General features: G+C 43.3%; 16 protein-coding genes and 3 pseudogenes. 8 read left to right on the forward strand and 11 right to left on the reverse strand.

Features of this window, described 5'->3' with window-relative positions; translation table 11 throughout:
- The first annotated feature begins 320 nt into the window (after positions 1-320).
- Both V7K36_RS23220 and V7K36_RS23225 read left to right on the forward strand, forming a co-directional pair.
- The gene (locus V7K36_RS23220) at positions 321-1331 is read left to right on the forward strand and encodes an ABC transporter ATP-binding protein (protein WP_335119688.1); all 1011 of its coding nucleotides are present in this window, start codon (positions 321-323) and stop codon (positions 1329-1331) included.
- Positions 1332-2144: an ABC transporter permease gene (locus V7K36_RS23225; RefSeq protein WP_335119690.1), complete on the forward strand. Its 813-nt coding sequence runs from the start codon at positions 1332-1334 to the stop codon at positions 2142-2144.
- A 21-nt stretch (positions 2145-2165) separates the two neighbouring features.
- Here V7K36_RS23225 and V7K36_RS23230 read toward each other — a convergent pair.
- Positions 2166-2540: pseudogene (locus V7K36_RS23230) on the reverse strand (four helix bundle protein).
- 102 nt (positions 2541-2642) lie between these two features.
- Here V7K36_RS23230 and V7K36_RS23235 point away from each other — a divergent pair.
- From V7K36_RS23235 to purU, 3 genes are all read left to right on the forward strand, one after another.
- Complete coding sequence (locus tag V7K36_RS23235; RefSeq protein ID WP_335119871.1) at positions 2643-4421, forward strand: GldG family protein; 1779 nt, start codon at positions 2643-2645, stop codon at positions 4419-4421.
- A gap of 103 nt (positions 4422-4524) precedes the next feature.
- Positions 4525-5148 carry a DUF4340 domain-containing protein gene (locus V7K36_RS23240; protein WP_335119692.1) on the forward strand — a complete coding sequence of 208 codons (624 nt, stop codon included), beginning with the start codon at positions 4525-4527 and terminating at the stop codon, positions 5146-5148.
- A 26-nt stretch (positions 5149-5174) separates the two neighbouring features.
- Positions 5175-6029: a formyltetrahydrofolate deformylase gene (gene purU, locus V7K36_RS23245; protein WP_334831307.1), complete on the forward strand. Its 855-nt coding sequence runs from the start codon at positions 5175-5177 to the stop codon at positions 6027-6029.
- Positions 6030-6481: 452 nt separating this feature from the next.
- Here purU and V7K36_RS23250 read toward each other — a convergent pair whose 3' ends face one another.
- Entirely contained in the window at positions 6482-7912 is a 1431-nt protein-coding gene (locus V7K36_RS23250) for a histidine-type phosphatase (protein ID WP_335119694.1), read from the reverse strand.
- A gap of 406 nt (positions 7913-8318) precedes the next feature.
- On the opposite strand from V7K36_RS23250, the gene V7K36_RS23255 reads away from it, so the two are divergent.
- Positions 8319-8996, forward strand: coding sequence for an ATP-dependent Zn protease (locus V7K36_RS23255; RefSeq protein ID WP_335119696.1), 678 nt, complete (start codon positions 8319-8321; stop codon positions 8994-8996).
- Positions 8997-9483: 487 nt separating this feature from the next.
- Here V7K36_RS23255 and V7K36_RS23260 read toward each other — a convergent pair whose 3' ends face one another.
- A complete protein-coding gene (locus tag V7K36_RS23260) occupies positions 9484-9684 on the reverse strand; it encodes a heavy-metal-associated domain-containing protein (RefSeq protein ID WP_335119698.1) in 201 nt (66 codons plus the stop codon).
- A gap of 255 nt (positions 9685-9939) precedes the next feature.
- Between V7K36_RS23260 and alaS the strand changes: the two genes are divergently transcribed.
- Positions 9940-12582, forward strand: a complete 2643-nt coding sequence (gene alaS, locus V7K36_RS23265) for an alanine--tRNA ligase (RefSeq protein ID WP_335119700.1) — start codon at positions 9940-9942, stop codon at positions 12580-12582.
- 545 nt (positions 12583-13127) lie between these two features.
- On the opposite strand, the gene V7K36_RS23270 is transcribed toward alaS, so the two are convergent.
- The 5 genes and pseudogenes from V7K36_RS23270 to V7K36_RS23290 all read right to left on the reverse strand — a co-directional run bounded on the left by V7K36_RS23270 (position 13128) and on the right by V7K36_RS23290 (position 17453).
- Positions 13128-13622 carry an ureidoglycolate lyase gene (locus tag V7K36_RS23270; protein WP_335119702.1) on the reverse strand — a complete coding sequence of 165 codons (495 nt, stop codon included), beginning with the start codon at positions 13620-13622 and terminating at the stop codon, positions 13128-13130.
- A 115-nt stretch (positions 13623-13737) separates the two neighbouring features.
- A complete protein-coding gene (locus tag V7K36_RS23275) occupies positions 13738-14757 on the reverse strand; it encodes an RNA polymerase sigma factor, RpoD/SigA family (RefSeq protein ID WP_334948847.1) in 1020 nt (339 codons plus the stop codon).
- Positions 14758-15402: 645 nt separating this feature from the next.
- Positions 15403-15606 carry a DUF3172 domain-containing protein gene (locus tag V7K36_RS23280; protein ID WP_335119704.1) on the reverse strand — a complete coding sequence of 68 codons (204 nt, stop codon included), beginning with the start codon at positions 15604-15606 and terminating at the stop codon, positions 15403-15405.
- 157 nt (positions 15607-15763) lie between these two features.
- The gene (locus V7K36_RS23285) at positions 15764-16183 is read right to left on the reverse strand and encodes a hypothetical protein (protein WP_335119706.1); all 420 of its coding nucleotides are present in this window, start codon (positions 16181-16183) and stop codon (positions 15764-15766) included.
- Positions 16184-16328: 145 nt separating this feature from the next.
- A pseudogene (locus tag V7K36_RS23290) lies at positions 16329-17453 on the reverse strand (RNA-guided endonuclease InsQ/TnpB family protein).
- A gap of 703 nt (positions 17454-18156) precedes the next feature.
- On the opposite strand from V7K36_RS23290, the gene V7K36_RS23295 reads away from it, so the two are divergent.
- A complete protein-coding gene (locus V7K36_RS23295; protein WP_335119873.1) occupies positions 18157-18759 on the forward strand; it encodes a Uma2 family endonuclease in 603 nt (200 codons plus the stop codon).
- Between the two features lie 576 nt (positions 18760-19335).
- On the opposite strand, the pseudogene V7K36_RS23300 reads toward V7K36_RS23295, so the two are convergent.
- The 3 genes and pseudogenes from V7K36_RS23300 to V7K36_RS23310 all read right to left on the reverse strand — a co-directional run bounded on the left by V7K36_RS23300 (position 19336) and on the right by V7K36_RS23310 (position 21749).
- Positions 19336-20993: pseudogene (locus V7K36_RS23300) on the reverse strand (AAA family ATPase).
- Between the two features lie 87 nt (positions 20994-21080).
- Entirely contained in the window at positions 21081-21287 is a 207-nt protein-coding gene (locus V7K36_RS23305) for a DUF2997 domain-containing protein (protein ID WP_335119707.1), read from the reverse strand.
- 3 nt (positions 21288-21290) lie between these two features.
- Positions 21291-21749, reverse strand: coding sequence for a DUF1257 domain-containing protein (locus V7K36_RS23310; RefSeq protein ID WP_335119708.1), 459 nt, complete (start codon positions 21747-21749; stop codon positions 21291-21293).
- Positions 21750-21814: the final 65 nt, after the last annotated feature.

Raw genomic sequence — 21814 nt, forward strand, 5'->3', positions numbered from 1 at the left:
AAAGAAACCTCACCCTGGTTATGCTACGCAAAACCTGTCCCTCTCCTTACTAAGGAGAGGGATTAAAGATAGGACAGGGTGAGGTTCTTTTATTATGGGCAATTTAGCGGACATGATATCAATCGATGCATTGGCATTGCAGGTCAAGAGACTTTTGTATACACCGTAGCCTTAGTAAGGAGAGGAATGTCCGTCAGGACAGGGTTAGGTTTTTCAGGAACTTTACCCATTGTCGGCTAATCTTAGTGCCAATCCCCCATACCCAATATCGTGATCTAAGATTGTTGGGTATCCTATAAATTGCGATCGCCACTATACCGATGATCGAAGTTGAACATCTGAGTAAAATATACGGTTCCACCCCAGCGATTACTGATGTCACTTTTAGCGTCGAGCCAGGAGAGATTTTAGGGCTTCTGGGCCCCAACGGCGCTGGTAAAACCACAACCATGCGGATTCTGGCTGGTTATTTACCGGCAACAAATGGAAATGCCCGGATTGCTGGTTATGATGTCCATGAAAATTCCCTGGCTGTACGCCAACGGATTGGTTATTTACCGGAAACACCGCCGTTATATCCAGATATGACGGTGGAGGGATTTTTGCATTTTGTCGCCCGAATTAAGGGAGTATCAGCAGGCGATCGCCCCAATAAAGTCACAGCCGCCATCGAACGCTGCAACTTAGAAGATAAGCGGCGGGTGATTATTCGCAAACTCTCTAAAGGATATCGCCAAAGGGTAGGAATTGCTCAAGCGATCGTCCACGATCCACCAGCGATCATTTTGGATGAACCCACCGTCGGACTCGATCCCCGACAAATAATTGAGGTGCGGAATTTAATTAAAAGTCTCGCTGGGACTCACACAATTATTCTTTCCACGCACATTCTGCCAGAAGTGAGCATGACTTGTAGCCGCGTCGCCATCATCAATCGCGGGAAAGTCGTAGCAACTAATACACCAGAAAATCTGATGACTCAGTTGACAGGTGGTTCAGGGTATGAATTGGAAATAGAAGGAGAAGCTGCTCTAGCAAAACAGGTATTGCAAAAAGTCGCGGGTGTGAGTCTGATAGAATCAATTCCAACAACTGGAATGCACGGTCATCAACTCCAGGAAAACCGCGCTTACCTGCGGGTGATATCGCAACCGGGAAAAGAACCAGGACGGGATATTGCTACAACATTAGTGCGTGCAGGATTCGGTTTACATGAACTGCGGCGTGTTAACGCTACCTTAGAAGATGTATTCTTGCAACTGACCACAGAAGAAAAGAATTTCGATACTGAGGTAGACTTAGCAGCAGACAACGAAAGGGAGGCAGCGTAAATGGGTGCAGTGCTGAGTAATATTATTGCCATTTATCGCCGAGAGTTACAGAGTTATTTTGTATCACCTTTAGCTTATGCGATCGCAGGTATATTTTGGTTCATCTCGGGGTTATTCTTCGTGATGATTTTGCTAGGGCCAGATGGGATTTTGACCGGAGTCGCGGCAATAGATTTACAAGGGCAACAACAGGGAGTGCCAGTACCGCCGATAGATGTCCCCTACGAATTTGTCCGAGCATTTTTGGATCGAATGGGGTGGCTATTGTTGTTTATCCTACCAATTCTCTCAATGGGACTCTATGCCGAAGAACGTAAGCGGGGCACTTTAGAACTATTAGCCACGTCACCAATTACCAATTGGGCGGTAGCTGTAGGTAAATTATTAGGCGTGCTAACATTTTTTACCACGATGGTTGTACCTATGTTAGTGTTGGAAGCGATCGCAATCAACGGATCAAATCCACCAATGGCGCTCTCAATTCCCTTGCTGGGTCATTTGGGATTAATCTTACTAGCAGCAGCAATTTTATCTGTAGGAATGTTTATTTCTTCATTAACAGATAGCACAATTCTGTCTGCCGTTCTCACCTTTGCAGTAATCTTATTATTGTTATTGATTGATTTAATCGGCAAAATTGTCCCTGGCCCCGTGGGCGAAGCATTAGGTTATCTGTCGTTGCTAAAACATTACAACACCTTAATTCAAGGCATTTTTGATACTAGCGCCTTAATTTTATTCGCTAGTTACATTTTTTTGGGCATCTTTCTCACCGCTCAATCAATTGATGCACTGCGCTTTCAAAGGCAGTAGTTATTGGTCATTTGTCATTGGTCATTTGTCATCTGGTACATTGCCAATTGAGTTTAGGTAGGAGTTTAATTTTGGTGCTAGTTCGTTAATGATTATTTTGATTGTATTTATCTGTTCGCTAGTTAAAAGGTTACGAGTTTAAGCCCGTCTTAACCAATGTTGAGTTTCATTCAAAGAACCTCTCGCTATCTTTATAAAACGTCTATTCTCCTGAAAACTACCTCTTCCTACATCTTCCGCTATATTAGCGCCGATACTATCTGCCGAACGGAGAATCTGTTTACCAATCGTATCTTTTGCAAAAAAGTTCCATCCTTCAACAATTTTCCAAATGTCATCTGCTAATAGTTCTGATAATAAATACACCTGTAATTCTTGAAACCGCTTTGTTGCCATTAATTCAGTTGTCTTGCTAATTTTTAGTTCATCAATTCTCGTTGATATATTTTTACTTGTCACTAGTTTTTGACAAATGACCAATGACCAATGACAAATAATATGAAGATAGTTGCAAAAAAGAAACTGTGGAAATATCTATTTTGGTTTGGCCCGTTCCTAATTACAGTCGGCTTAACAGTTGGATTAGTTTCTGAACAGTGGGGATTAATTCCATTAACATTTCTGATTACGGGAATTATCATCAGTGCGTTGGGGATAATATGGCAAAGCTACCAAACTAACTGGTGGAAGCGTCGTTCTACCCAAGCTGGGACTAATGCCCTAGTGGCAACTCTGGCAGTATTGGCAATTTTGGGATTGATTAACTTTTTGGGAACTCGCTATCACTTGCGGGCAGACTTAACAGAAACTCAATTGTTTACCCTTGCGCCCCAGTCACGCGAACTGGTGAGAGTTTTGCCACAGCCAGTTAAAGTGTGGGTGTTTGATATTAACCAGAATCCCCAAGACCGAGAACTGCTAGAAAATTATCAACGGCAAAGCTCAAAATTTAAATATGAGTATATCGACCCCCAAGCTAGACCAGGACTTGCAGAAAAGTTTGGCGTTAAAGATTATGGGGAAGTTTACCTAGAATCTGGGGATAAACGGCAATTAGTACAGACGGTAAATGAAAATGAGCGTCTGTCAGAAGTCAGATTAACTAGTCGCCTGCAACAACTAACAAATTCAACTACAGCCAAAGTTTACTTACTCCAAGGTCATGGCGAACGCCAACTTTCGGCTGGTAAAGGTGCAATATCACAAGCAGTTCAGGGATTAGGTGACAAAAGTTATACAACATCACCGTTGAATCTAGCAGAAACTTCCAAAGTTCCTGAAGATGCGGCTGTCGTAATAGTAGCTGGTCCTAGGCGAGGGCTGTTTGAGGGTGAAGTCAAAGCCTTGCAAGAGTATCTTAATCGCGGTGGTAGCTTACTGCTGATGATTGATCCTAATACCGATCCCAAACTTAACAGCTTGCTACAAGAGTGGGGTGTTCGTCTGGATAATCGTTTAGCAGTAGATGTCTCAAAGGATAGCGTGGGACTTGGCCCTGCTGCGCCCTTAGTGACAGCATATGGACAACATCCAATTACCAAAGATTTCGGTAACGGCATTTCTTTTTATCCAGTTACCCGACCACTGGAAATTACCTCTGTACCTGGTGTTGAGGCGAGACCACTGCTGCGAACCAAACCTTATCCCAACAGCTGGGCAGAAAGCGACCTCCAAAGCGAAAAATTAGAGTTTAATGCGGATAAAGACCTCAAAGGTCCTCTGACCTTGGGCGTAGCCTTAACCAGAAAACAAGCAGCTAAATCTACCTCCAATCCCCAAGCTTCACCGACACCTTCACGCCTACCATCACCAACCACCCAAAGCAAAACTAGCCCAACTCCTTCACCCTCCCCCAAAACTCCGCAAGCTTCACCCCTACCATCACCAACCACCCAAAGCAAAACTAGCCCAACTCCTTCACCCTCCCCCAAAACTCCGCAAGCTTCACCCCTACCATCACCAACCACCCAAGGCAATGCTTCTCCCACTCCCTCATCTCAAACAGCCACCGAATCCCGGTTAGTAGTTTTCGGAAATTCTAGCTTCGCCACCGATGGCTTGTTTCAACAGCAACTAAATGGAGATGTATTTCTCAACTCAGTTACTTGGCTGAGTCAACAGGAGAAGCAACCTCTTTCTATTCGTCCCAAAGAAGCGAAAAACCGTCGAATAACCCTGACAACTACCCAAGCGAATCTTTTAATATTGTCGTCTTTGTTGATTTTACCCTTAATTGGGTTTGCGGCGGCAACTATTATCTGGTGGAAACGACGGTAAGAAGTGAGTTAGAGACGCAATTAATCGCGTCTGTACAGGAGTTAGGAGTTATAAATATTAACTCTTCACCAATGACAAATGACAAATAACAAATGACTAAAAAATGAAATTGCCACGAACGACTTTAATTTTGATACTGCTAGCGCTGGGTTTAGGTGGTTTTGTTTACTTCTATGAAATTAGAGGTGCAAGTGTGCGAGAGGAAATTAAGCAGCAAAAGCAGCAAATTTTTTATTTTGCCGCAGATGATGTCCAGTCTTTAACAGTCAAGACAAAAAAACTTACCCTGAATTTAGAACGTAGCCCTGAATCTAGTAATCCTAAGTGGGTAATCAAATCTCCGATATCGGAACCAGCCAATGATGCTATTGTTTCTTATTTAATGGATTTGTTGGTCAAGGGTAAGAGCGATACCGCTTTATCAACTCCAGCAAAAGAGCTTGGAGAATTTGCCTTAGATAAACCCCAAGCAACTATCAGTATCACCCTGAAAAACCGCCAAAGCCATCAGTTGATTTTGGGTAAATCTAACTTTAACGGTCATTTCTTGTATGCTCAAGCTGACCCTGCTGCTAAACCCGATGGGAATATAAATGTGCTGTTGGTATCAACAGATTTTGCAAATGCCGTGAATCGGGAACTATCAGAGTGGAAGCAACCTGTAGATAATAGTGAGAAACTTCCTCCGCTCACCATTCCTAAACCGAGTCCGACAAACAGCAAATAATTAATTGAAAATGTGGCGATATTCTTATGACAAATCCGACAGCAACATTGCTGATTTCCTGCCCTGACCAACGGGGACTGGTGGCGAAATTTGCCAATTTCATTTATTCTAATGGTGGTAATATTATCCATGCAGATCAGCACACAGATTTTGCTGCTGGGTTATTTCTCACCCGCATTGAATGGCAATTAGATGGGTTTAATTTACCGCGAGAGTTTATTGCCCCTGCATTTAATGCGATCGCACAACCTCTTGGCGCTAAGTGGGAACTACGTTTTTCTGATACAGTACCACGCATTGCTATTTGGGTAAGTCGGCAAGACCATTGTCTCTTTGACTTAATTTGGCGACAACGCGCTAAAGAATTTGTGGCTAAAATTCCTTTAATTATTAGTAATCATTCTAATTTAAAGGTAGTTGCAGAACAATTTAATATCGACTTTCAGCACGTTCCCATCACTAAAGACAATAAATCAGAACAGGAAGCCCAACAACTAGAATTACTACGCCAGTACAAAATAGATTTAGTTGTATTGGCAAAATATATGCAGATTGTTAGTGCAGATTTTATTAGTCAATTTCCGCAAATTATCAATATACATCATTCATTTTTACCAGCTTTTATCGGAGCAAATCCCTATCACCGAGCTTTTGAACGTGGAGTAAAAATTATTGGTGCAACTGCTCATTACGCCACTGCTGATTTAGATGCAGGTCCGATTATTGAACAGGATGTAGTTCGAGTTAGTCACCGTGATGAAGTTGATGATTTGGTGAGAAAAGGCAAAGATTTAGAGAGAGTTGTATTAGCAAGAGCAGTGCGATCACACTTGCAAAATCGTGTCTTAGTATATGGTAATAGGACAGTTGTATTCGAGTGATTTTGAAAATATCGTTTAGAGGTAGAACCTGGAAATCTAGACCATATCCACCTTAGACAGTCAATTTAACGTTAAATCGGCGGTTATAGCGGTTCTCACTTGAGTGAGGTACAAGAACCCCACCCCCAACACCCTCCCCGCAAGCGAGGCGGGGGCTATGATGTACTTCATGTCATTAGGAAACGCTATATAAACCCCGTCTATACAGACAAAACCTGCCTCCGCAGGCTTCAAAACTTTTATTTTGTGTTATTCCGCTTACGCGGACTTGGTTTGTGTAGCCGCGTATTCCATTCGCTAGAACTGTAAGGATTCAGGTCTAATATTTAGAAAGCAGTGATGGACGAGACAGATAATTATTAGAGTCAGCCAGTAATGCTTGTACTCATTTATGTTTTTCAGTCTCTTCTATCAAAAGCTACTAGCGATCGCTGCGGTCGAATGAGAAATGGCTACTGGAGGGGTACACCCGTCAATGGCCCAGGCGGAACTTCAGTTGTGGGATTCTCCACGTATTTTGGGTTAATTGCTTTTTTTAAGAGCTGTTCAAATTTGCCGAACTTGACATCCAGGTTAGTGGCAGATTTGCTACCATTCGGAATCAGAAGCTGAACAGTCGCAGGCGGTTGATCGAGCGTCAACGAAGTCAAATCGCGCAATTGATCGAAGGTTTGTGCGGTGTAAAACGCACGGACGATATACTCGCCGGAGCTTTTCGACTTTCGCAGTTCAAAAACCAGCGATCCGCCTGGTGGGCAGTAGTCTGGCTGATATCCAGGCAAAAGCCAATGCAGATGAAGAAGACCTGCTAACCCGATAACATAGCCGTCGGAACTGTTGATCACAAGCAAGCGTGTCTTTGCCTTTCCGAATGCACCGGGAATTGTTTGGCCAACCACGGCTTGCTCCATAGAGCGAAGTACGTGCGAGGCAGCATTTGAACTCTGGACTTCGTTCAAGTAAGGTGGAAGGATCTCAATATCGAAAAGAAGGTTGATCACCCGGGTTTGCTGGGAAAGAGTATCTAGTGAAAGTTGACCCCAACCCACATTATTGAGCGGTAAACCATCTGTATATTCCATAACAAATGGGTCTGCGGCAATCAAAGTCGAAAAAACTCCACCTGAGTTAATCACGTTTGCGGTTGCGATTCCAGACGTATTGGCAGTAAGAGGAATTGGCAAAGCGGTTGGATCGACTAAGCCTGAAGGGGTCGAAGGTGCTGGTTGTATCCCGTTCTGATAGCCGAAGAGTACACTACGGATCAAGGAGAATTCTGCGCTGTTGGCTGACCTTAATGTCTCTCCATCATTAAAGATTTTTTTAACCTCATTAACAGCGCGGACAGTATCGACGGTCACTACATTTGCGCCAATTGGATCAAATACTGGGTCAGGCTGACCAAGTGGGTAAGAATAGACCGGCACACTGACATTTGGTAGTAGACCACCCGCCAGAGAAGCTGCGCTGATGTTGGAGCGCTGAATGGAATTGGCGCGGAAGTAAGAGCGCCTCGCATCCTCTTGGTTATTGGGCGTTAGCAAACCTTCCTTGAGCAAATAGCCGCGGAAGTAGCTACCTAGGAGAGTCTCTGCGTGGGCACCGTGCGGGGTTAAGTAGCCGGCGGGAACTCCGAAGTTGGGGTAAGGTCGGACTGCAAACGTTGCCAAAGTGGTGTTTGGAGTTACCGGAGAGCGAACGCCATGACGTCCAAAGATGATAATCTGCTTCAGAACTGTGTCATCTGAAGCTTGCTTGACGGAGGTTTGAGCGGCCACTCTAACCGCGACCAAGAGCTGAATGGCTAGGAGAATTGGTAAAATCGTGTGTCGTCTTGTAACTTCGGTGGCCCTAGTTACAACGGAAAAAACCTTTAGGAACATTAACATACCTTTAGATAGACCTTGTGATTTTGCCGTGATGCCTCACGTGCAATTGGGCTTGAGTGGATTGTAATGGCGTCTCTAAAATCCACGTAGAGCCTTCCATTTCAGCAGAACAAACAAGCCAACAGTCTACTGCTGTTACACAGCGACGTAATTTTCAATAATTTAGACTTGACAGATTAAGAAGAAAATAAGAGGTTTTTAAAATTAAGTTTTGGACAACTACACATTGGTTATAAATTTTAGAAAGCCCATCTGCCCTTATAGTCAAATCCCAGTGCGGGAAATTACGTCGTCAAGGGATTTGTAAAGGCACTTGAGATAGAAGGTGTGCTGTATCTACACCGAGCGTAAACATTGCCTCATAATGAAGGAAGATTAAGCTGCACTCAGAAAACTCTCAATGAGCCAAACTAGCCTAAATTTAGTTGCAATATCTATCTTTCTGATCACCATGTCCACCCTGTTGGGGCCATTTATTCACTTGTCGCCCGCAGTACCAGCGATCGCTACCTTCACCATTTTAGGCATAGCTACATTAGATAGTTTCAGCTTGCAAGGCAAGGGTGGTACTATCTTTTTAGATTGGATTGCCGGTTTTTCAAAAGAACACCGCGATCGCATCGTCCACCACGAAGCAGGACATTTCTTAGTTGCTTACCTATTGGGCATTCCCGTTACTGGCTACACACTCAGCGCTTGGGAAGCCTGGAAACAGGGGCAACCTGGGCAAGGCGGCGTTAGCTTTGATGATGGCGAATTAGCATCTCAACTAGAAGTGGGTAAAATCAGTGCCCAAATGCTAGACCGCTACTGCACTCTTTGGATGGCGGGTATTGCTGCTGAAACCCTAGTTTTTAATAATGCTGAGGGTGGATCTGATGATAAAAATAAGCTGATAGGAGTCTTGACAATTTTGGGTTTTTCTGAATCAGTTTATCAGCAGAAACTGCGGTTTCATACTCTCCAGGCAAAAACTCTACTGCAAGAAAATTGGTCTAGCTACGAGGCTTTAGTTAATGCCATGCGACAACGCACTTCGGTAGAAGATTGTCATGCTGAGTTGGGAGTAGGGAGTTAGGAATAAAAATTAAATAACATACAATTTATTTCTCTGGCTTACCTCACCCTCAATCCCTCTCCTTATAAAAAAGAGGGAGGCTAGAGACAGGATGAAGTTTTGCATTTTATTTAATCCACGTTCCTTAGAAGTTAGAGACGCGATTAATCGCGTCTCTACAGGAGTTAGAAGTTTGGAGTGTTTGTTTACTTACAGCAGAATTCATGTATTTGAATCACATCTGTCGTAGGGGCACAGCAATGCTGTGCCCTTAGTGCGTGATCCATTTACCTGAAAATAGCTATAATTCACATCTTTTGTTTAAATTGCGGTAACATCATAAATTTAAAAAACAACGCTAAATAAAAAATTATATGTTAAAGTCTGCCCCTAATGTCGGTAAATTAGTTGGTTTCCGCTTTTTCCACGGGCGGAAATAATCGAAAAAATTCTGTTAGTGTAGCCTAAAATATTAAAATCTGAACTTTTGTGAAAAGCTAAAATCAGATCAATAACCTTCAACAGTGTAACCAGCAGCAACAATTACCTGTTTGATTGACTCCTCAGAAGCTGCGGATTCTACCGTAACAGTTTTAGCATTAACATCGACATCCACCTTGGCTTCAGGTTCCATAACGTGGATAGATTCAGTAATTGTTTCTGCACATCCCTCACAAGCAATATTTGATACTTTCAGTTTTGGTGCCATTTGTTACCTTAATATGGAAATGGAAATTTTCAGTTATTTCTTACGGATTAATCCTAACCATCAAGATGTGAGCGCACATCCTACTAAAGTAAGGCAATGGTGTAAAAGCATCCTAATCACTGCATATAGCTCACCGACAGGCACAATTCGCTAGCAGTAATATGAAACAAAATGCAAGAATATATAAAGCTATTTATGAAAATACCCTATCTAGTGCCGCTACGCCCAAATCTTAAAGTCTAAAGTTAAAAAGCCATGTCTTCAAATCCCCACTACCTAAGCGGTAACGAAATTCGCAACATATTTCTCGACTTCTTTGCCCAACGGGATCACCAAATTCTCCCAAGTGCCTCCCTCGTGCCAGAAGACCCAACCGTACTGTTGACGATCGCAGGGATGCTACCATTTAAGCCGATATTCTTGGGGCAGCGCACACCAGAATTTAAGCGGGCGACGACTTCGCAAAAGTGTATCCGCACCAACGACATCGAAAATGTCGGACGCACTAAACGGCATCACACGTTTTTTGAGATGCTGGGTAATTTCAGCTTTGGTGATTATTTTAAAGAACAAGCGATCGCTTGGGGTTGGGAAATCTCTACACGAGTTTTTGGCTTCTCCCCAAAAAATCTCGTCGTCAGCGTTTTTGAAGATGATGATGAAGCCTTTGGAATTTGGCGTGATCAAATCGGTGTGCCGATAGCAAGAATTAAACGCTTGGGCGAAGATGATAACTTTTGGGTATCTGGGCCGACTGGGCCTTGTGGGCCTTGTTCAGAAATATATTACGACTTCCACCCAGAACGCGGTGACGAAAATATCGATTTAGAAGATGATTCCCGGTTCATCGAGTTTTACAACCTCGTCTTCATGCAATATAACCGGGATGCATCAGGCAATTTAACGCCACTGCAAAACAAGAACATCGACACCGGCATGGGTTTGGAGAGAATGGCGCAAATTCTCCAAAAAGTACCCAATAACTACGAAACTGACCTAATTTTCCCAATTATCCAAACAGCAGCGCAAATTGCTGGCATTGATTACCACAAAAGTGATGAAAAAACCAAAGTTTCCCTAAAAGTTATTGGTGATCACATTCGTTCTGTTGTCCACATGATCGCTGATGAAATTCGTGCTTCCAACGTGGGACGGGGTTATGTGCTGCGGCGGTTAATTCGGCGGGTGGTGCGTCATGGGCGATTAATTGGGATTTCTGGCGAATTTACCACCCAAGTTGCTGAAACTGCGATCGCTCTTTCTGAATCAGCTTACCCCAATGTGCGCCAACGGGAAGCAGCAATTATTGCTGAACTCCAACGGGAAGAATCCAATTTCCTCAGAACTCTGGATAGAGGCGAAAAACTCCTAGAAGAAATCATCCAAGAGGTGAAACAGCAAGGAAAAACCCAAATTAGCGGTGAAAGTGCATTTACCCTCTATGACACCTACGGATTTCCCCTCGAACTTACTCAAGAAGTTGCCGAGGAAAATGATCTCACAGTTGATGAAGCGGGATTCAATGCCGAAATGCAAAAGCAGGTGGAACGTGCCAAAGCAGCACATGAAACCATCGATTTAACTGTGCAAGGTTCCCTCGACAAATTAGCAGAACACATCCAAGTCACCGAGTTTTTAGGTTATACCCAACCTGCGGCGACGGCAAAAGTCGAAGCGATTTTGGTAGAAGGTGTTTCCCAAGAGGAAGCAGAAGCAGGGACACAGGTGCAAATTGTCCTTGACAAAACGCCATTTTATGCTGAATCTGGGGGACAAATCGGCGATCGCGGTTATATCTCTGGTGATGGTATCCTAGTTCGGGTGGAAGACATGAAGAAAGAATCTGATTTCTTTGTTCACTTCGGACGCATCGAACGCGGTACACTGCGCGTAGGCGATAATGTTACAGCCCAAATTGATCCGGCTTGTCGGCGTCGCGCCCAAGCTAACCATACCGCAACGCACCTGTTGCAAGCGGCGTTAAAGAAAATTGTTGATGATGGCATATCTCAAGCTGGTTCCCTGGTTTCCTTTGACAGGTTGCGCTTTGACTTTAACTGTCCGCGTGCTTTGACAGCCGAGGAAGTCCAACAAATTGAGGAACAGGTAAACACTTGGATTGCCGAAGCACATACTGCAAAGGTGGAAGTATTACCTTTAGCAGAGGCGAAAGCTAGGGGTGCTGTTGCCATGTTCGGCGAAAAATACGGGGAAGAAGTGCGCGTAATTGACTTCCCTAACGTATCAATGGAACTATGCGGTGGAACTCATGTCAGTAATACTGCTGAAATTGGCGTGTTTAAGATTATCTCCGAAGCTGGCGTAGCTTCTGGGGTGCGGCGCATTGAAGCTGTTTCGGGGCCGGCAATACTGGATTATCTCAATCTTCGGGATAAAGTAGTTAAGGATTTGAGCGATCGCTTTAAAGTAAAACCTGAAGAATTACCAGACAGAATCACAAGCCTGCAAAGCGAACTCAGAACTAGCCAGAAGGAATTGGAAACCTTCAAGGTACAGTTAGCGATCGCAAAATCTGACAGCTTACTACAAACAGCCGAAACTGTAGGCGATTATAAAATCATCGTCGCCCAATTAGAAGATGTTGATCCAGAATCATTGAAAACCGCAGCCGAACGTTTATTGCAAAAAATCGGTAACGGTGCAGTGGTGCTGGGTTCTGTTCCCGAACCAGGGAAGGTTAGCATAGTTGCAGCTTTTAGTCAAGAAGTGAACAAAAAAGGTTTGCAAGCTGGTAAATTTGTAGGTGCGATCGCTAAAATCTGTGGTGGCGGTGGCGGTGGAAGACCGAACTTAGCCCAAGCCGGCGGACGTGATGCGAGTAAATTACCAGATGCATTGAGACAAGCGGAAAGTGATTTAAAATCCGCCTTGGGTTAATTATCTTCCTCACTTTAAGACTTACTCCCCAACGCTAGCAGGGAAGGGGCTGGGGGTTAGGTCTGTATTATAAATGAAACTAATACAGCGATCGCAAGTGTAGGAGAATCACCGCTATCTAAAGATGAACTTATTTAGTGAACTACTCAGACTTGCCTAAGGCTAAAGTTGATCGCTCCGAATTCATCGGGAATAGCCATCAATTACTCCGTAGTTTTTTTGGTCTGACATTCCCTCCAAGGGCAGGAGTCCTGGTTCCCAAGACCCAAATCTTTACTCTTGCGACATATACCCTTACGGGTTCGGCACTTCCTTCAAGTCGGGGAACCGCAAGGGCGGAGTGCCTCACCTATTAGCTTGATTTTCGCTTGTGGCATTGATGCTCAAGACATCACCTATCTTACCAGAAAATCCTGGGGATTCGTCATACATCCAGAATTTGTTTTTACTCTTCGTTTAAAATCAATTCCAGATGCAATCCTAAAAGCTTGGCTCACAATCCCCACTTGTGCGTGTACGTTGAGGGTGGGGACTTGGGCGTTACGTTAAACCATCTCAAACTCTAATTGATGACTCTTGAGAAAATCATGAGTTAAATGATCCACCACATTTGTATCAGCTAGTTCCAAATTATAAAAATCCACAGCTTCATGGTCAAAATGGGGACCAGCGTGCCAAGTACCCTGATGTAGCTTGATAAAACAATTCCCCGGAATGCGGAAAGCAGCAATCTCTTCTAATGCTGGTTCTTTCACATCATTATCAGGAGGACAAACTGCAATTAACCAATCCTTCCCTGACAAAGAACCCAGACATTGAGTGCATTGCACATGGCGAGTAATTTTGTGAAACTTTCGCCCTCTCTTCTCCAACCGCATAACATAAAATCGGGGAATCCCGTTTTGCAGGTTTAACTGGGCATCTTCCACATCGTAAGCTTTACCATCTTCACTAGCAAAAATCACCTGTCCATAACACCGAAAGTTTTCAGAACTCACCCATTGTGCTTGCAATTGTTGCACTGTCTTTGATGTGCCCATATCAAATCTTTGAGAGAGATTAATTAGGTCTATTTTCCCCCAAAATGACTGAATTTTATACGGCCATTATGGTGACTTCCTAAGTTTAAATGCCCTACATTGTGAAAAAATGACCTCAGCTAGCTAGATAACTACGTACTTGTTCCTTTTGCCGTCGGAGGAGACTGAGAGCTTTTTGCTCGATCTGACGCACCCGTTCTCGACTAATACCCATGCGATCGCCAATCTGTGCTAAAGAAAGTTCATAGCCATCAGTCAGACCAAAACGCAAGGTTAATATTTCTCGCTGCTGGGGAGACAGCTTTGCTAACAAGTCTTGTAAGTCTTGATGGAGAGATTCTTCAACAGCATAGTCTTCGGGAGAAGGTCCATCATCCTCAAGTATGTCCTGCAACTCTGTATCTTGTTGTTCACCAACTCTCGCCTCTAAGGAGAAGGGTTGACGGGCCAAATACAAACACTCTCGAACTTGGGTAGGTGTCAAAGATAACGCCTTAGCAATTTCAGCAGTAGTGGGAACGCGACCCAACTGTTGAGATAATTCTCGCTGCACCCGTTTAATTTTGTTCAGTTTCTCAAAGACGTGGATCGGTAAACGAATTGTCCGTCCTTGTTGAGCGATCGCTCGTGTGATTCCTTGACGAATCCACCAGTAAGCGTAGGTAGAAAACTTATAACCAAGAGCGGGATCAAATTTATCCACCCCTCGCTCTAAACCCAAAGTACCTTCTTGAATTAGATCCATAAATTCCAAGTTGCGGTGCTGGTATTTCTTCGCCACTGCTACCACTAACCGGAGATTAGCCTGAATCATTTTCTGCTTGGCTTGGTGTCCTTTACTTAGCTGTTGCTCTAACACCTCAACACTTAACTCCACTTTATCTGCCCATTCTTGCAGCGTGGGTTGCTCATTTAATTTTACAGCCAATTCTTCCTTAGCAGCTAGTAAATTCATCATTTGCTGCACTTGTTGAGCAAAAATAACCTCTTGTTCGCGAGTCAACAAATCTACACGCCCGATTTCTTGCAGATAACTACGCACAATATCATCTGTACCTCGAGGTTTTTTATCTGCGGCTAAACTTTTTTTCTTCGTTTTTTGAACTTCGGTAGGTGGAGATGTTAAGTTGCTCATGGTTATTTGCTCTTCTGTAACCTCATCAATTTATTGGTATCAAGTCTAGATATTCAGATCCTTAGCCATTTCACACTGCTAATCAATCAATTTATTTGGCAATAATGATGAATTCTGGTCTATGATACATTAAAAGTCAATTGTTGGAGATAATAAACCCAAAATCAACCCACCCATTAATAATAACATCATTACCAGTTACAAATCAATTACTCAAAGTATCATCAGCAGATATTTTAAACTAATTACACTCCTTTTTTATTGATTCTTGCATATTTTTGAACACAATTATTATATTTAGTTTAATTATCCAATATAGTTACTGAAAAAAATTAAGAATCGACCGAACAACGATTTCATCACTTAATAGACAAATTACTAACAGCAAATAACAACATAAATCCGAATTATTAAACCACAGATTTTTTAAGTGTTAATAGTCTGATTATACTTCCATATAATTCTGATTAAATGGAATTAATTAAATATAAAATGCCAATTTTTTACCTCTAATTTTTTGCTAAATAATCCAATCATATCAAGCTGGGTACGTAGCGGGCGATCGTTAACCATGAAAGAAAGCACTTTTCCTGCTCCCCCTGCTCAAGAATAGCTTTCTTTAGGAGTCCGGTCAAATACTTGTAATTAGGGATTTAGGATGATAAAGACGCGGGTATCTGTGACAATTGCACTTGTGTCATAATGCACGCAGATATCTGCATTGGATGCGGTATTATCAATATAATTATTCCGAGAGACATTTTCGGGACTAAAAGTAGTAACAGTGGTAACATTAGCACCAACGATAATACTTGGCAAGACAGCAACACCCCCGTAGCTTGCCGACAAGACTCTTGCTCCCTCTCCTTACCAAGGAGAGGGTTGGGGTGAGGTTTTACATGGCTTTTTACACTCATTGAGATGCTCCCTACATATATCTTCAGCGATCGCTAAAGCAGATGCAGGTGTGCGTCCATGAAAAGAACAAGGTTCAAGAGTTTCTATATCAAAACTTAGTAAGTGTCACACTAATACCAGAATCGAGTTTAGGAACCTTGAGATACTCAATTGGCTCAGTACTTTGAGAACTTTGGGTATTTGTTGGCTTTTGACATTGCTTAAAGAAAGCGTCTGGGTTCTTGATGAACTCAAGCGGGTTAATATTTTGGCAGTCTTGCTCCCGCACTAGCGAAATTGATTCAGCAGTGTGTTTTGAATTATTAGTCTGCCCGATAAAATTACTCCATGTCGTGTTAATCGTGGCTGGTTCCGTCAATAAAACTCCAGCCTGCTGATTGCGATCGTGAAACGGCTCGTTCAGAGCATCGCCTGTTGTCATGGGAAGATTCTCTTGGTTAGCATAGGCACTCTGGGGGAGAGCGAGTGCGCTAATCACAACGACTAAGGTGATACAAGAAGATTTCATAATTCAATCACTTAACATTTAATGTCAGTTTAATAATTACAATTGGCTAGATACAAAAACCAAAAAACAGCAGCCTAGTTTGAGTACCTCAGATTAACACAGCTATTGACATACTCCTCGCCCTTCAAGGGCGAGGATTCTAAGCTCAAACAGCAATTGCAGGCAATGCCCGACTTAGATCACCTAACTTAACGGTTGATGCCCCAACAAGAGAGAATATTTTTAGCGGCGTTTTCATCGCGTCCGTTTACTGACTGACAAGACGGGCAACGCCACTGTCGAATCGATAAATCCAACTCCTTGAGAAGGTGTCCGCAATGGTTACAAGTCTTGGTAGACGGATACCATCGGTCGATAAATATAAGTTGCTTATGTTTTTTTTGGCAACCCATTCCAGGATTTGTAGAAACTGTCCAAAAGCCAAGTCTGATATTTTGCGTCCCCAGAGTCGCTGCATTCCCTTAAGGTTTAACGTCTCAAAACACAGCACATCAGACCGATCAGTGAGATCGTGCGCTAGCTTCCAAAACCAGTCACAGCGCTGATTTGAAATATCCTCATATTTGCGGACTAGAGTCTTTCTTGTGCGTTCCCGATTGGCAGAACCATTAAGCTTTTTGGAGTGTTGCCGACTCGCTTTTTTGATGGCATTAAGCGATTGTTTCAAAAATTGAGGCGATTCAATTTGGGAACCATCAGAACAGGTGAGAAATGTTTTAATCCTGAAATCAAAGCCAGCAATTCTACTCGTCTCGACTTTGATTTCAGGATTAAAAACACCCTCAACTACAACAACTAGAAACAATTCACCCAGAGGTGTCCGCTTAATGGTTAGAGTCTTAACCGTTCCCTCTATTTCCCTAGACTGACAAAATTGATAAACTCTACTCCCGATCTTAATGCGGTTGCCACCCAGAAACTTGTAGCCAGCTTGCTTGAGTGTGAATGACTTGTACTTCCGAACCTTCTTGAAGTTTCGTGGTCTGACTCCCTTTTTATGATTTTTGAAAAATAGTTGATATGCTTTCTCAATGCGCTGACAGATATCTTGCACAGCTTGAGAACCAACCAATTGCCAGAATGGGTTACGTTTCCGTACCTTGGCAATATGAGCCTGAAGTCTTGTACAGTTCAAGTGCTTGCCAAAGATCCGATAATATCGTTTATGAATGGCAATACATCTGTTATAGATCACCCCGGCAGCATTAATTGACCGCTTGAGAAACCTATTTCGCTTGTGACTGTACAATTTGAACTTCAAAGTTTTCATGCTAACATTGTATATCATTTAGATATACAATTGCAATGAATAAGAGTGTATTCTTTAGACTCACCGATCAGGAATTTAAAATTTTAGAAGATTATTGTGATTTATGTGAACGCTCTAAATCCGATGTCCTTAGAAAAGTGATTAGAAACCTAAATAAAAAGAAAAAGCCGTCGTAGAACGACGGGGCTTTAAACCCAATTTTTCTAAATATGGAGAATATTAAAAGAAGATTTTTGAGACACGTAGTGCGATAAAAATCAGCGTCCATGCTTGAAACCCCTCTTTTTAAATATGGGGTTCCCCTTTCCCGGATTTCTCACCACATCTCTCAAAACCTGCGCTTGTCCAGGGGAGCAGAGGAGCAGAGGAGAGTTAAAATACCAAGTTCTTTCCCCTCTGCCCCTCTGCTCCTTCTTCTACTCAAGCTTGTGAGAAATGCCGGCTTTCCCCTTTCCCCCTTCCCCTTCTTCATCTGCGGCTTCTCGTAGAGCGTAGTGGGAAATTCGGGACAGAATCCTCTCTTTTGACTTCTTGCTCTCGTGCTGGTCGGACGATCAGGGATTGGTTGATTGGGATGAGTAGTGATTATCTTTGGGGGCGGGTACGTAATCGTGCAAGTCATCTTGCTTTTCTCGTGAAATTGGCAATTCTGACTGCCGTTGCTGATAATAGTTTCAGAGGTAATTATTCAAGAGGTCTGATTGTGGTCTTTGCTCAAAGCAGTCCCTGTGATGTATTAACAACTCGCCTTACGTTAGACGAGTATCGGGCTATGGAAGAAACCAACGCAGAACGCCACGAATACCGCAGCGGAGAAATTATTATTATGTCGGGAGGAACAGTTGTCCACAGTGCGATCGCCAGCAACTTATTGATTTACTTGGGGTTTTTGCTGAGAGACACCGATTTTCGTTTGTATAACAGCGACTTGCGAGTTTGGATTCCTGAATATCAGTGCGGTACTTATACTGATTTGATGGTTGTGAATGGCGAACCAGAATTCAATGGCAATCGCAAAGATGAAATTCTCAATCCAATACTGATTGTGGAAGTTTTATCGCCTTCTACCGAAGCATACGACCGAGGCGACAAGTTTAGAAAATATCGCTCTCTTGCCAGTTTTTGTGAATATCTGCTTGTCAGCCAAACTGAACCCTACATAGAGCAGTATCATAACTTGGATCGTAACAGTAACGATCGCTGGCTCTGGCAAGTTCATTCTCATCTTGAGCAGGGGATTGTTCTGCACAGTTTAAACAACGTAGAAATACCCCTGTCTGAAATCTATCGTCGCATTAATTTTTAAGAATAGCTCACTTCGTTCAAGAATTAATCAAAAGATTGATACACTATTTCGGATTTATGTAAACCCGAAATAGTGAATTCTTTCATCATCAATTGATTCCCACCAAACTTTTCAATAAGCTTTGTGGTAATTCGTTTACAAATGCCGCCAAAAGTTCTTACTGATAGTCTTGAGACTGACTATCTTATCCACAGCAATTGGGGAAGTATGACTAAGAGCTACCGCAGCAGTTTGTGGTGTAGGTGTAAGTAGAGAATTGAGTAATTCGCGCTGATAATCAACATCTGCTACGCTTTGGTATACCCTCAGGGTAAGCGCATCTCAAATTGGATTGACAAAACATACATTTAATGTATTAACGATAGAATAGGGGTTTATGGTTAGGTTGATTTCTACAGGCTAATAGCGATGTCTACGACGGGCTACGCCTACGCCTAATTTCTTATCAATAAGCGGGGTTTAATGCGATTAATTGGGTCTTTATTGAGATTATGCCTTTCTTATTGACAAGATGCGCTTACCCTGGGTATACCCTGTATGGATCAATTTGCATCCCCAAGGGTGTAGGGACTATTTTCAGATAGCAGTACGCAAAGACTGAGTTTTCGCCGCTTGTACAACAGGACTACTTGCTCTCCGTGCGGTTGATGCCCAAGACTGCATCCGTTCCACCGCAGCAGCATCCTGAACTGCAAGCGGGGTAATGGTTTGACAACAATTCTCCAAATCCCCTAAAGTCACCTGCTGCGGTCGTCCTTCATCGAATGCCAGCAGCGCCGCTTCTGAAGCTAGGGTTTCGAGTTCTGCTCCTGAAAACTTTGCGGTGTTGGCAGCGATCGCTTCGAGATATTCAAGCTGTACTTGAATACCGAATCGCTCTAGGTGAATCCACAAAATCTGTACACGCTCTGGTTCAGTGGGCAGGTCAACGAAAAAATTTTCCTCAAACCTACCCTTGCGTTTCAACTCACTGGGGAGTGCTGAAGGGTCGTTACAGGTAGCAACCACAAACACGCCACTGGTTGATTCAGACATGAAAGTGAGCAGAGTACCGAGGATTCTTTGGCTGACTCCACTGGTGTCACCGCTACCAGAAAGTGCCTTTTCGATTTCGTCAACCCACAAAACGCAGGGTGCGATAGCGGATGCTGTTTTCAAGGCGCGGCGCACATTCCCCTCAGACTCGCCAACCAGACTTCCCAGCATCGAAGCGATATCTAACTGTAGGAGTGGTAAATTGAGTATGTTAGCGATGTTTTTGGCTGTATGGGATTTTCCAGTACCAGGAGGCCCCAGCTAGTAACACACCCTTGGGTTGTGGCAAGGCCCCAGCTAGTAACACACCCTTGGGTTGTGGCAAATGCAGCTCACGCGCTTCTTGGGTGAACAGTCGCCGCCGCCTCGTCAGCCATTCGCGCAAGTTATCAAGTCCGCCTACTGGGATTGTGGCAGGTTTGCCCAACTCGATACCTATTTGAGACAGTAGGCGAGTTTTGTACTCGACGGCTGCTGTTATGAAATGACTATCAATTAAAATCCCATCATCAGTTAGATTCTGTTTGACCGTTAAACGCAGGAAGTCGCTAATCTCCTCCAAGGTTAATCTCAAAGCTGCACGGCTCAAGGTTTCTTTTTCAGCATCTTCTAAAGAGATAGTGAAAGTTAATTGTTGCTCTGTGGCAGACTGTTGTAAGTCATGTAAGTAAGAATTGAGATGAAATAGTATTTGCTCAACATTAGGTAAAGGGACTTCACAGTAAGGAATGAGCCTAATTAAAGACTCGTGTAACTGGATATTTTGACCCAACATTACAATGCGTTTATCTGTGGGTTTTAACCTGTGGTAAAGGTTTTTGACTTTGGATAAAATCTCCCAGGATAATTGAGGTGAGTTCTTGCCGATAAATGGGTGAATATCTCCCAAAATGAAAATCCCAACACCATTAAAATTAGCAATGTAGTCAAACACATATAACAGTGGATCAGCCTGTGGAGGTTTTTTATACTCTCGTACTGCCTTAAATATTAATCCCCCATCTGCTGCAATTAAACATTGCTCCAGGGTGGACACTCCCAGATTCCAGAAGAACACTGGACTGTTTAGCTTGTTGTTAGCTTCAGTAGTCAACCACTGAATAATCGTCGCCAATCGTCGCCGCATCGGGCGAAAGCACGTCAAGGGCAGCAATGGGGATTTGTGAATCGAGTGTAGAGAGCAGATTCGAGAGTTTCATAGCAAGTTTTAGATAACTTCATTCATGTTTTGGCGAAGCCTTTACAATCAGTTACCAGTCGATTTCAGATTGGTAACTGATTACTAATTACTGACGTAAACGTGTTTGACTGCTGTTCGTAGTCCTATGGTGTTGTTGGGCTTCAGGTTTATAAATGCGCTCGCCCTCCACAACCCCCAACGCCTCTTCAAACGGTTGAGTCGCCGCCAAACAAGTTAGCCCTTCAAACCCCTCCGCTTCTACTCGAATTTCACCAGTGACGGAATCGAAATGTATTAGTATTGCGCGTTCCATGCCTTATCTCCTTGTATATTGCGTATATTGCTGTTGTTCCTGATGTCCGGCAAAAGTTAGTCGTAGGGTTTGCACAGTGCCGTTGGTTTCTTCACTAATCGCACACTCGCCAAACTGTTCAAGTAACTGTGCAGCTTTGGCTTTTACCATTCGTTTGCCATAAGCCATCATCAGTTTATGGGTGAAGAAGTCCTGTCCCAGGCGAGGGACTGTCTCATAGCTATCGTCTATCATGTCATACACGCCGCTTGAAGTATTCCACTTGAAACCGATGTCTGCACGGGCTTTTATGGTACGACCAGATACGATGATTTCAGCGCTCTGTCCTTGAGATGACCCGTAGTAGCCTTTTAATGACTGTGGTTTTTCCTGGACTTGTGGTGATAGGTTTAGATCCGTGAGTGCAAAGACAAGGCATTCGCGGTTAGTAAGTTGAGTTTTGACTGTTGAGAAATGTGACACAGGTTTCCCCAAATAGAGCAAGTGGCGTGCGTGGGGAAAGAAAAAGCGAATGGGCGAAAAAGCGA

This window comes from Nostoc sp. (assembly GCF_036919555.1).
In the GTDB taxonomy this organism is placed as follows: domain Bacteria; phylum Cyanobacteriota; class Cyanobacteriia; order Cyanobacteriales; family Nostocaceae; genus Nostoc.